The 12,127-nt window shown below is 33.7% G+C and carries 10 protein-coding genes and 1 riboswitch; of the genes, 4 read left to right on the top strand and 6 right to left on the bottom strand.

Annotated elements, in window-relative coordinates; all coding sequences use genetic code 11:
* Positions 1-3 precede the first annotated feature (3 nt).
* The 6 genes from HMPREF2706_RS05415 to xpt all read right to left on the bottom strand — a co-directional run bounded on the left by HMPREF2706_RS05415 (position 4) and on the right by xpt (position 7,615).
* On the bottom strand, positions 4-1,713 hold the full coding sequence (locus tag HMPREF2706_RS05415) for a hypothetical protein (RefSeq protein ID WP_070474361.1): 1,710 nt from the start codon (positions 1,711-1,713) through the stop codon (positions 4-6).
* Positions 1,714-1,718: 5 nt separating this feature from the next.
* Positions 1,719-1,958: a ferredoxin gene (locus tag HMPREF2706_RS05410; protein WP_002434152.1), complete on the bottom strand. Its 240-nt coding sequence runs from the start codon at positions 1,956-1,958 to the stop codon at positions 1,719-1,721.
* 585 nt (positions 1,959-2,543) lie between these two features.
* Positions 2,544-4,085, bottom strand: a complete 1,542-nt coding sequence (gene guaA, locus HMPREF2706_RS05405) for a glutamine-hydrolyzing GMP synthase (protein ID WP_023349905.1) — start codon at positions 4,083-4,085, stop codon at positions 2,544-2,546.
* Positions 4,086-4,263: 178 nt separating this feature from the next.
* Positions 4,264-5,730, bottom strand: coding sequence for an IMP dehydrogenase (gene guaB / locus HMPREF2706_RS05400; RefSeq protein WP_070862233.1), 1,467 nt, complete (start codon positions 5,728-5,730; stop codon positions 4,264-4,266).
* 38 nt (positions 5,731-5,768) lie between these two features.
* Positions 5,769-7,037: a xanthine permease PbuX gene (gene pbuX, locus HMPREF2706_RS05395; RefSeq protein WP_030061278.1), complete on the bottom strand. Its 1,269-nt coding sequence runs from the start codon at positions 7,035-7,037 to the stop codon at positions 5,769-5,771.
* Entirely contained in the window at positions 7,037-7,615 is a 579-nt protein-coding gene (xpt, locus tag HMPREF2706_RS05390) for a xanthine phosphoribosyltransferase (RefSeq protein ID WP_070862232.1), read from the bottom strand. Before xpt ends, pbuX begins: the two co-directional genes overlap by 1 nt.
* Positions 7,616-7,903: 288 nt before the next feature.
* A riboswitch (purine riboswitch) is annotated at positions 7,904-8,006 on the bottom strand.
* A 216-nt stretch (positions 8,007-8,222) separates the two neighbouring features.
* On the opposite strand from xpt, the gene HMPREF2706_RS05385 reads away from it, so the two are divergent.
* From HMPREF2706_RS05385 to HMPREF2706_RS05370, 4 genes are all read left to right on the top strand, one after another.
* On the top strand, positions 8,223-8,630 hold the full coding sequence (locus tag HMPREF2706_RS05385) for a YflT domain-containing protein (protein ID WP_002434071.1): 408 nt from the start codon (positions 8,223-8,225) through the stop codon (positions 8,628-8,630).
* A gap of 160 nt (positions 8,631-8,790) precedes the next feature.
* Positions 8,791-9,459 (top strand): hypothetical protein, encoded by a 669-nt coding sequence (locus HMPREF2706_RS05380; protein WP_023349907.1) that lies wholly within the window; start codon positions 8,791-8,793, stop codon positions 9,457-9,459.
* A gap of 116 nt (positions 9,460-9,575) precedes the next feature.
* On the top strand, positions 9,576-10,430 hold the full coding sequence (locus tag HMPREF2706_RS05375) for a hypothetical protein (RefSeq protein ID WP_070862231.1): 855 nt from the start codon (positions 9,576-9,578) through the stop codon (positions 10,428-10,430).
* A gap of 261 nt (positions 10,431-10,691) precedes the next feature.
* Positions 10,692-12,080 (top strand): L-cystine transporter, encoded by a 1,389-nt coding sequence (locus HMPREF2706_RS05370; protein WP_030061280.1) that lies wholly within the window; start codon positions 10,692-10,694, stop codon positions 12,078-12,080.
* Positions 12,081-12,127: the final 47 nt, after the last annotated feature.

Here is a 12,127-nt window from a genome sequence, read left to right as displayed (position 1 = left end):
ATCCTAACCACCCACTTTATCTTTAGTATATTTATTTTGGTACCATTCTCTACTATAAATATTGATATTTATTTCTTTCTTGGTTTTTTTACATATATCAAACCAAGATTGAAATAATGACTTCAATATTTCTTTATAATATATAGCGATGACTAGGTCATTCTTACTGTAATCACTTCCGCTTTGCTTCATTAATCTTAGATCAAAAAATGCGTTATATATTGTTGCCCCATTTTCAATAAATCCCGGACAACGTATGGCATGTTTAACTTTAGCGAACACATGTCCTTTATGATGCTGATCACTCCACATAGTTATGTCAGCCATAACAGGTGGAAAATAAAAATGACGAGTGATCCTTGTTTGATTATTCAAAAAATTTCCCGGGGTATAATGCCAACTGTTATATTCCATTCTTTTACTTATAGCGGTAAGTATTCCTGCTAATATTTTAGAATTATCTTGAAATGCATCTTTCATGAGTGAACTTGGGATAACACAACAAAAATATTGATTTTGTCCCCAGTTAAAAATTTCTTCTAACTTATCTTTTTGATGGGCTTCATAAAATTTGAGTGGCGCTCTAAAACCTCTAGCCATACCTATATCGGATGAAGTTCGGTCAATTGCTTTATTGATAATCATATCCATAATTTTTTCAATCATTTGATATGGTTCTTTATCAATATTTTTCTCTATAATTTGGCAAAAATAATGATAATAATCTTTTTTGAATTTAATTGAGGTAAATTTTTCTAAATCAGTTTTTAAGCTACCGTCATTTAGTTTAGCTAGTTCGCTTTTATCGATATATCTTTCCTCTTTATGTAAATTCAGACCATTGATATACCTGTAGATTAAATAGCTATTTTCAATTTCTTTTCTTAACGAATATATACGTGCCGCTTGTTTTTCTAGGCTAAGACTACTATTCGTCTCTCTTTTCAAAATATGACTATATTCTTTGATTTTTTCATTAAAATAATCTTTTAAAAATGACAGCGAGAAATGTATACCATTTACTTCCTCTCCACGTGAGGGAGGTCCAGATTTAAGTAATAGATACATATTAAAAACAAAAATTTTTTCTGCTTTATCCCATTTTTCAGCACTTTTATAGGGCAAATCATTTAATAAAAAGTCCTCTGTATCTCCATCGAATTCTTTTATCAAATTATTATAATTATAAAATGTACTAAAAGTTTTATCTTTAACATAAAGCAATATGGGTGCCATGTGATAGATATTAAACTTAATAAATTTTATTATTTCGTTAATCTCATCTTTGCTTTTACCTTTGAAAAAGTTCTTTACTTCTTTATTGTATATTTCTTCTATCTCTAACGCTTTTCTTATCTTTTCATTTATGATTTTTATCACTTGTTCATTTACAACGAAGTAACCTAATACAAGTGCATAATCATCAAAAAAGTTATCCGCACCCAAGAGTATTCTTCCATATTCAGTTATACCGAAATAAATTCTATTTTCATCAACATTTTCTAACTCAGAAGTAAAAACGATTCTAGAATTATGTTCGGTTAAACATTGATAAATAGCATTTTGTTCTATATTGAGACTTTTCACTCCAACAGATTCAGCTATTTTCCCATCTAACGTAAAAAGCGTACGAATAATTGTAGATGGATTCTTTAAACGCTTAACTTTATTTTGAACTTCTAACAATAACTTGCCAAAACCATTTTTATTCATATTCATCACTCACCCTTTTCATTAAAAGGATGTTGCGATATTTTAATTGATTCTGTTGGACATCCCTCAAGTGCATTTTTCAAATGTTCAATTTCATTAGATGGCACCGATTCACATCCGCGGTTATTATCTAAGCACGCATATGCAATATCTTCTACATCATATTTAAATAAATTAGGAGCAGCTACTCCACAGGCAGCACATGAAATACAATTTTCTCTATCTACATAAGTATAATAGTTCATATAGAATCCCCCTTATATTCAATTCTCAATGTGCAAGTGGAAATATTGATATATTAATCATGATTTTCTAAAAGAATGATAGCTAGAAATACATTGCTTATACAAAAGATAATTTCTCTAAAATCATATTATTTTAATTTTATATAAATCCCCTTTTCCCACAATCCCAAAATAATTTTAACTTTTCGAGTGCAATTTTGCAATAAAGATGAAAATATAAATTAATAAAATAATAGAAGATAGCTTCATTAAACAAAAATATAGAAAGAAATACATATACTTTAAATATTTATGCAACAAAGTTTTTATTTTTTTATATTTCATAATACAAAGCAAATAAATAGTGGTAATAAACTTCAGAGTGGGTTTAAGTTAAATTGTTAAAACGGTAGGCTAATAGTTATAACTTAATAAATCATCATTTCTTTCCTTCTGTTTATTAAAGTGAATAACACACCAAAAAACCTTTAACCACAATGGCTAAAGGTTTAGAAATGCGTAATCATAACGTATTCAATATAAAAATAAATAGGCTAGAGACCCTATTGTTATGATGTCTCTAACCTACTTAGTATGATTATTTCATTATTCCCATTCAATTGTACTTGGGGGCTTAGAAGTAATGTCATAGACGACGCGGTTTACGTGGTCAACTTCATTTACAATACGACTTGAGATCTTTTGTAAAACTTCCCAATCAATACGAGCAAAGTCACTTGTCATTCCATCAATGGATGTCACTGCACGAATACCTACAGTGTGATCGTACGTACGATAGTCACCCATCACACCTACCGATTGAATGCCAGGTAAAACTGTGAAATATTGCCAGATATCTCTTTCAAGACCTTCTTCTCGCACAACTTCACGTAAAATTGCATCAGATTCGCGTACAATTTCTAATTTATCTTCAGTAATTTCTCCAAGTACACGAATACCTAAACCGGGACCTGGGAATGGCTGTCTCCAAACTAAGTGCTCTGGAATGCCTAATTCAATACCTAAAGCACGTACTTCGTCTTTAAATAACGTGTTAATCGGTTCGATAAGCTCAAATTCCATATCTTCAGGTAACCCACCTACGTTATGGTGAGATTTGATTGTTTGAGCCGTTTTAGTACCAGACTCAATCACATCAGTATAAAGCGTACCTTGAGCTAAGAAATCTACATCCGTTAATTTAGCCGCTTCATCGTCGAAAACATAAACAAACTCATTACCTATAATTTTACGTTTTTGTTCTGGATCAGACACGCCTTTTAACTTGTCCATAAAACGGTCTTGCGCATTAACACGAATAATATTCATATCAAAGCCTTCACCGAATTGCTCCATGACCATATCGCCTTCACCTTTTCGAAGTAAACCATGGTCAACAAATATACAAGTTAATTGATCGCCGATTGCTTTATGTAACAACACTGCTACCACTGATGAATCTACGCCACCACTCATAGCACATAAAACTTTACGGTCGCCAACTTGTTCACGAATCTTCTCTATTTCAATTTCAATGAAATTCTCCATTGTCCACTCGCCTGTACAATTACAAACGCGACGTACGAAGTTTCTTAATAAGTCATTACCATATTCAGTATGACGTACTTCTGGATGGAACTGAACGCCATAAATACGACGTGATTTATCTTCAATCGCAGCATAGTTTGTACTAGGACTATCTGCAATCACTTCAAACCCTTCAGGAATCTCAATGACTTTATCAGAGTGGCTCATCCATACAGTTTGTTCTGAAGGTAGTCCAAAGAATAACTCATCAGATTTAGCATTGATAATAGCCTTTCCATATTCACGCTCGTTTGCACGCTCTACCTTACCACCTAGAAGTTTTGTCGTTAATTGCATTCCGTAGCAAATACCTAATACAGGGATACCTAAATTATATATTTCAGGATCAATTGTAAATGAACCTTCTTCATATACAGAATTAGGACCACCCGAAAGTATAATTCCTTTAGGATTCATTCGTTTGATTTCTTCAATTGAAATCTCATGATCATGTAATTCACTGTAGACGCCCATTTCACGAATACGTCGTGTAATTAATTGATTGTATTGGCTACCAAAGTCTAAGACAAGAATTAATTCTTGCTCTTTCGCCATCTCCATAATTGCGAATCTCCTTTATTATTGTGATTTTTATGTATAAAACTTAGAGAAACGCTCCTCCCAGTGCTATACTTCGCTATCATTTTTCATCCGATTATCCGAAAAAGAATTTCAAGCTAACATATAACATAGTCATGAAGAGCGATCTCTAAAATAATGAATGTATTTCAATTCCTAATTAGAAAGAATAATTTGGTGATTCTTTAGTAATTTGAACGTTATGAGGGTGACTTTCCGCTAAACCAGCAGGTCCCATGCGAGTAAATTGGGCTTCTTCACGTAGAGCTTTAAGGTCTTTCGAACCAGTATAACCCATACCTGCTCTTACACCGCCCATAAGTTGATAAACAGTTTCTTGTAAAGGACCTTTGTATGCTGTACGTCCTTCAATACCTTCTGGAACAAATTTTCTAGGAGCTTTATCTTCTTGGAAGTAACGGTCGTTTGAACCTTTTTCCATAGCACCTAATGAGCCCATACCACGATAAACTTTATATTGTCTTCCTTGGAATACTTCAGTAGCACCTGGGCTTTCTTCAGTACCAGCTAATAAGCTACCTAACATAACGGCATGTCCACCTGCTGCTAATGCTTTGATAATATCTCCTGAGAATTTAATACCACCATCGGCAATAATAGCTTTGCCATGTTTACGTGCTTCAGTCGCGCAATCATATACAGCAGTAATTTGAGGAACACCAACACCTGCTACAACACGTGTCGTACAAATAGAACCAGGTCCAATACCTACTTTAACAACGTCAGCGCCTGCTTCAAATAACGCACGTGTAGCTTCAGCAGTGGCAACGTTACCAGCTACAACAGTTACCTCAGGATACGTGTCTTTAATGTGTTTAACTTGATCGATAACACCTTTAGAGTGACCGTGCGCTGTATCAATGATTAATGCATCGACACCCGCTTCAACAAGTTTTTGAGCGCGGATTTCAGTATCTTTAGACGTACCGATAGCAGCTGCTGCTAATAATCTACCGTATTCATCCTTAGCAGCATGTGGGAATTCAAGTACTTTTTCAATATCTTTAATTGTAATTAAACCTTTCAATTTACCATTTTCTACTAAAGGTAGCTTTTCAATTTTGTGTTCTTGTAAAATTGCTTCTGCTTCATCTAAAGTTGTACCTACTGGAGCTGTGATTAAACCTTCTTTCGTCATCACATCTGAAATTTTAATTGAGAAATCTTCAATAAAACGTAGATCACGGTTAGTAATGATGCCTACTAAATTTCTGTCAGAGTCGTTATCAACAATTGGAACACCTGAAATGCGATATTTACCCATTAAAGCTTCTGCTTCGTAAACACTTTCATCAGGAGTTAGGAAGAAAGGATTAGAGATGACACCATTTTCAGAACGTTTTACTTTTTGTACTTCATCAGCTTGTTCTTCAATGCCCATATTTTTATGAATAACACCTAATCCACCTTGGCGTGCCATTGCAATTGCCATTTTTGATTCTGTTACTGTATCCATACCTGCAGAAATTACTGGAATGTTTAATTTAATTTTATCTGATAATTCAACGCTTAAATCTACGTCACTTGGTAAAACATTTGACTCAGCTGGAATGAGTAATACATCGTCGAATGTTAAAGATTCTTTAGCAAACTTATTTTCCCACATTTAAAAACCGCCTCCATTTTTATTTATAATTAGTTACATTATTTCACATTTTCATCACTTTGTTTATAGTTTATACCATTAAAAAAGAAATTTAAGATAATTGCCGAAATAGCACCCAATACAATTCCATTTTGAGTTAACCAAGCGAATTGATCTCCTAAGCTTTTGAACGCTTGGGGAACGGCACTAATACCTGTTCCTAAACCAACAGATACAGCAATGATTAATAGATTGTTTTGATTATTAAAGTTAATATTTCCTAAAATACTTACCCCATACGCCATTACCATTCCAAACATGGCAATCATAGCTCCCCCTAATACAGGGAGTGGGATAATATTCGCTAATGCACCTAACTTAGGAATACAACCACAAATGAGTAGTAAAATAACCATCCCATAAATAACGTTGTTCTTTTTCGCACCTGATAGTGACACAAGACCAACATTTTGTGAATAAGCAGTATATGGGAATGAATTAAATACAGATCCTAAGATGATGGCTAGACCTTCCGCAGTGTAACCCTTACGAAAATCTTTTCTCTCAAGTTTTTTACCAGTTATCTCACTAAGTGCGTGATAGACACCTGTGGATTCAATTAAACTTACGATTGCTACAATAAAGAAGACAAGTGTCGAACTTAGATCAAAGCCAAAACCTGAGAATCTAAATGGTAAAGGTAAGCCTACCCAGTGTGCATCTCCCACTTGTTTAATATCTACAAGGCCAAACACTGCTGCCAAGGCTGTACCTAGAACTAGACCTATTAAAATAGCTATCGATTTTAGGAAACCTTTAGTAAATCTTTGTAATACCAAGATGATAATTAAAGTCACGCCACCTAAAATTAGATTTTTAGGATCCCCATAATTTTTAGCACCTTCTCCACCTGCTAGATAATTCATTGCGACAGGCATAAGATTAATTCCAATTATTGTAACTACACTTCCTGTTACTACAGGTGGAAAGAATTTAACTAAATAGGAAAAGAATGGTGCAATAATAACAACTAAAATTCCTGATACAAATAATGAACCATAAAGTACTCCTAAACCTTTTGTCTGCCCAATTAAAATCATCGGAGCGACTGCTGTAAATGTACAGCCTAAAACAATAGGTAATCCTGTACCTGTTATTTTATTAGCTTGTAAAAATGTTGCTACACCACACATGAAAATATCAACTGTTACTAAATAAGCAATCTGTTCAGAGGAGAACTTCAAACTCGTACCGACTATAATAGGTACTAAGATTGCTCCAGCGTACATAGCTAAGAGATGTTGAAGACTTAAAATGAAATTTTTCATTATTGCTCACCTAAGAGCGTCACTTTATTACCTTTTAAAGAAACTACTTTACATAGCGACGTTACATTTAGACCTTCGTTCTCAAGTCGTTGACGTCCGTCTTGGAAACTTTTTTCAACCACAATACCAATACCTACAGTTGTTGCTTTAGCTTGTTGCACGATATCATTAAGACCTAATGATGCGTCTCCATTTGCAAGGAAGTCATCAATAATAAGAACTTTGTCGCCCTCTCCAAGAAATTCTTCAGAGACAATAACTGTGCTTGTCTTGTTTTTAGTAAATGAATGAATCTCTGTGCTATAAAATCCATCTTTCAAAGTACTAGGTTTAGCTTTTTTTGCGAATAGACAAGGAACATCAAAATGGAATGCCGCCATAATAGCAGGGGCTATACCGGACGCTTCAATAGTTAAAATCTTTGTTATTCCTGCGTCTTTATACGCGTCATAAAATGTCTGACCTACTTCATTCATTAGCGTTGCATCAATTTGGTGGTTTAGAAATCCATCCACCTTTAAAATCTTCTCATCGATGACTACACCGTCTTCTTTGACTTTACGTCCTAACGACTCCACTCAAAAAACCTCCTCAAATAATTAATAATTTGAATAAATTAGATATAAAAAAATCCTCAAACTAAAATTTAATAGTTTCAGGATCTACGAGTGAACATGCAATACTTTGCATTAAAGCAAAAATAAGAAGAAGTTACGCAAAATTAGTCCTAAAAACGTTTATTAAAATTTGATAAAGCTTAATTACAATTGCGCTAAAGGTATTTATGTACAAATACTCACTTCATAGCTATAAGACATATCAAAAACGTTTTACTTTGTGTTGTTTTACGATCTAAACTGCTCTTAATGTATTGTATTGTTACTCATAGTCATGTCGTTTGAGGCGACACGGTAGAAACTTCTAAAGCCATATTCTCTAGATTATATGAGTCATATAAATTATTTAATGATAATAGCAAACTTTTTGTGTATTTTCAATATGGTTAGAGGTAAGTTAATGATTGCAATATCAACAATTAATTGTGAAATCGCTTTAATTTTCAACTATTAATTCATATTGGAAAAACCTAAATCAAAATTATATAATTATATATGTAAAAGTTTTATATAAAAGGACAAGGGTATAACTTTGTAAAGCAAGTTTTAAGATGAAGGGGCGATAACCATGGCAGAAATTACTGTAGTAAATGACAAAAGTGAATTATATAATGTCATTAACCAAAAGAAATCTGAAGGCTATTTAGAAACTGAATTAGCAGTTATTAGTAAAAGTAAATTACACTTAGATGACCTACACAATTCTCAAATCTCTATGATTGCCACAAGTGGTTCATTTAGTGATCGCATGTCTCGTTTATTAACTGGCGAAGATGGTGAAGAGGCTGTTCTTTCTCGTTACAATTTAACTGAAGATGAATTAGAATCACATAAAAACGACATTTTAAATGACAAATTATTACTTGTAGCAAATCGTGATCGTTCTTCTCACGATGAAGTTGAAGAGAATAATTCAGCTTATGAAGAGATAGATATTACGCATTATGCTGCTGAATCAAAAGGTCCTAAATCATAAGTTCTTATAATTAGAACGTTTCAATTTACGTCACCACAATGTTTACGTTAAAAATCGTAGACCTTGTGGTGCTTTTTTATAAATAAATCACTCACAGGCAGTGAATAGAGCTTATAATTATCCTATAATAGAATAAATAAAATTTGATGGGGGCAGTGTTATGGAGTTTAAAACGATTCAAACCGCTAAAGATCCTTTATTTGAAAAAGCACTCCAATTATATGATGCAAAATTAGATATAAGTTTAAGTGAAGATAGTTCTATATTTAAACGTTCACTTGAAAATAACAAAACTGAAAATGACTATGCATTCGTTGTAGGTATAGAACATGACCAAGTGGTTAGCCTTGCTACAGCTCACTATGAAGCGACAACCAATGCCGCGTTTCTAATCTATTTAATCGCCCAAGATGGACCTAATCATGACGAGCTCATTACTTTAACGTTAGAGGAAGTCGAAAAACAACTTAATCTTTTATCCAACGAAGTTCATGATAGAGACATTAATTTTATTATGCTCGAAGTTCCAAAAGAACCAAAGACTGTTGATGATAAAACTGATAAAATTCTTGAACATCGAAGACAATTTCTTTATGAACATGAATTTGAAAAGCAAGAAGAAATTGACTACATTCATCCAAATTACGCCTTGAATGAAGAATCTAAAAAAGTTGACTTATTTATTAAAGCCAATATCGAACTCACGAAAGACATATACGGTACGAGTGTTAAATCAAATTACATTCTTAAATATGTCTTCGCTAATGGAATTTCACGCGATATTATTTATCCCCTTTTAGAAGAAATGAATTTAAGAACCCCTCTATAGAACAACTTGAAATCACAAGCGAGAAAGAGTAAACTATCATATGAGGTAAGACTGACGTTTCACTGACCGAAGACAAACGTCACTATACATAAACCAAATATGAAGGGACTTTTTCAATGTTAACCAAAGAATTTGCACAACGTGTCGAACTAAGTGAAAAACAAGTCCGTAAAATCGTACAACACTTAGAAGAACGTGGATATCAACTTAGTAAAACTGAATATCGTGGACGTGAAGCTACAGATTTTAAAGAAGAAGATATTGAATTATTTAGAGATATCGCTGATAAAGTAAAGCAAACTAATAGCTATGATTTAGCATTTGATGAACTTGAAAAAGAAAAAGATTTCTTACAAGTAATTGTAAAAGATGAAGATAGCCAATTACCTACTGACCAAAATGTTGCGCAGTTAGTTGAAGATTTACGTAGCGAAATTCAAAAAATGCACGAAGAACGCCAAATGCTTGGCCAAATGATCAATCAAGTTCATCAACAACAGCAAGAACTTAAAGATTTACAAACTGAAATCACAAACAAAATTGATGCGAACACTGAATCTTTAAAAACTATTCAAACTTCACAAGAAGCTATTCAATCTTCTCAAGAGAAACAAGCAAAAGAAATCAAGAAGGCGAATACGCAATCTAGTGAAACTGTATCCTCACCATCATTAAGTGAGAATAAGGAGAAAGTTATTTCTGAAAGTACATCATCTACTAAAAGTGAAAGCGCAAGCACATCTGACTCTCTCTCTACATCTCAATCAGAAAGCAGTAATTCATTAAACGGAAGTGCATCAAATTCTCAATCACCAAGTACCACTGTAAGTACTTCAGAACAACCAGAGTCAACTCATAGTGAATCTACTATTAACTCTAACTCAACAATATCGTCTCATTCACCTAACGAAATGAACACTCAACCTAGAGAAGAGAAAAAAGGATTCTTTGCGCGTTTATTTAATTTATAAATGAGCATACAACTTCTAAACACTTATCTGAGTATGTGTTAAATACACATATTTAGGTAAGTGTTTTTTAAATCACCGTGTTTCATCGCAACTACCCACACCCTACTCTACACATTCTCTTTTATTTAATTATTCAGAAAATTATTTCTATATTATTTTCATAAAAAATGAATTCAACTACCTTGAATTCTATAATCGCGAGTAATACCCTTATTATATATGTCGGAATACTATATTTTAGAACAAAGGAGTATATACATTATGGAAGCATTCTTCACTATTATTAACGTAGTAGTGTTAATTATTTTCATTATTATGTTAAACATAATGGCTAGAAAACATGTTTCATTTCCTAAACGTGTATTTACCGCTTTAGGTATAGGGATTGTATTAGGAATAGCTTTACATCTTATATTCGGAGCAGAATCGAAGGTATTAAAACAATCCACAGATTGGTTTAGTATCGTGGGCGATGGCTATGTTGCCTTACTTCAAATGATTGTAATGCCACTGATCTTCGTTTCAATTGTGGTAGCTTTCAGTAAAATCCAGATTGGAGATAAATTTGCTAAAATTGGGACATTCATTTTTATGTTTTTAATTGGCACTGTAGCCATTGCAGCTATTGTCGGCATCATTTACGCTTTAATCTTTGGACTTGATGCTTCTTCAATCGACTTAGGTAGTGCAGAACATTCTCGCGGTACTGAAATTAGTAAGCAAGCTAAAGATTTAACTGCAAACACGTTACCTCAACAAGTTCTTGAATTACTGCCAAGTAATCCATTCTTGGACTTTACAGGTCAACGTACGACATCAACTATCGCAGTTGTCATTTTTGCAACTTTCGTCGGTTTTGCATATTTACGTGTTGCACGCAAAGAACCAGAGTATGGAAATCTGTTAAAACGTGGCATTGAAGCTGTATACTCAATCGTTATGGCCATTGTAACTTTCGTTTTAAGATTAACGCCATACGGTATACTAGCAATTATGGCTTCTACATTAGCAACCAGTGACTTTGCGGCAATCTGGACTTTAGGAAAATTCTTACTCGCATCTTATGCTGCTTTAATCACAATGTATCTCATACATTTAATCATTTTAGGAGTATTAGGTGTTAATCCAGTTAGATATGTTAAGAAAACTTTAGAAGTGCTAATCTTTGCTTTTACTTCTCGCTCAAGCGCGGGTTCTCTGCCATTAAATATCCAAACCCAAACACAACGTCTAGGTGTACCTGAAGGTATCGCAAACTTCTCAGCTACATTTGGTTTATCAATAGGACAAAACGGTTGCGCGGGAATTTACCCTGCTATGCTAGCAATCATGGTTGCGCCTGTGGCACATGTACACATTGATTTTCAATTTGTCATTACGCTAATAGCTGTTGTTATCATTAGTTCATTTGGTGTTGCAGGTGTTGGTGGCGGCGCTACATTCGCTTCCATCTTAGTACTATCTACGTTAAACTTACCTGTGGCACTTGCAGGTGTACTCATTTCTATTGAACCGCTCATAGACATGGGGCGTACTGCATTGAACGTGAATGATTCAATCTTAGCTGGTACAGGTACTGCACGCTTAACAAAAAATTGGGATAAACAAACATTTGAATCTAATAATTATGGGGAATTATCTTCAAACTGATTTGAACAATAAGTAAGACGCACTCACAACTAAGTGGGTGCGTCTTT

The organism is Staphylococcus sp. HMSC067F07, from assembly GCF_001837405.1.
GTDB classification, from domain to species: Bacteria; Bacillota; Bacilli; order Staphylococcales; family Staphylococcaceae; genus Staphylococcus; species Staphylococcus capitis.
This window is presented reverse-complemented; position numbering and strand designations above follow the sequence as displayed.

Bases quoted from the DNA above. Each gene is read 5' to 3' on its own strand.
- HMPREF2706_RS05415 (WP_070474361.1), bottom strand. From the start codon at position 1,713: ATGAATAAAAATGGTTTTGGCAAGTTATTGTTAGAAGTTCAAAATAAA.
- HMPREF2706_RS05410 (WP_002434152.1), bottom strand. From the start codon at position 1,958: ATGAACTATTATACTTATGTAGATAGAGAAAATTGTATTTCATGTGCT.
- guaA (WP_023349905.1), bottom strand. From the start codon at position 4,085: ATGGAGATGGCGAAAGAGCAAGAATTAATTCTTGTCTTAGACTTTGGT.
- guaB (WP_070862233.1), bottom strand. From the start codon at position 5,730: ATGTGGGAAAATAAGTTTGCTAAAGAATCTTTAACATTCGACGATGTA.
- pbuX (WP_030061278.1), bottom strand. From the start codon at position 7,037: ATGAAAAATTTCATTTTAAGTCTTCAACATCTCTTAGCTATGTACGCT.
- HMPREF2706_RS05385 (WP_002434071.1), top strand. From the start codon at position 8,223: ATGGCAGAAATTACTGTAGTAAATGACAAAAGTGAATTATATAATGTC.
- HMPREF2706_RS05380 (WP_023349907.1), top strand. From the start codon at position 8,791: ATGGAGTTTAAAACGATTCAAACCGCTAAAGATCCTTTATTTGAAAAA.
- HMPREF2706_RS05375 (WP_070862231.1), top strand. From the start codon at position 9,576: ATGTTAACCAAAGAATTTGCACAACGTGTCGAACTAAGTGAAAAACAA.
- HMPREF2706_RS05370 (WP_030061280.1), top strand. From the start codon at position 10,692: ATGGAAGCATTCTTCACTATTATTAACGTAGTAGTGTTAATTATTTTC.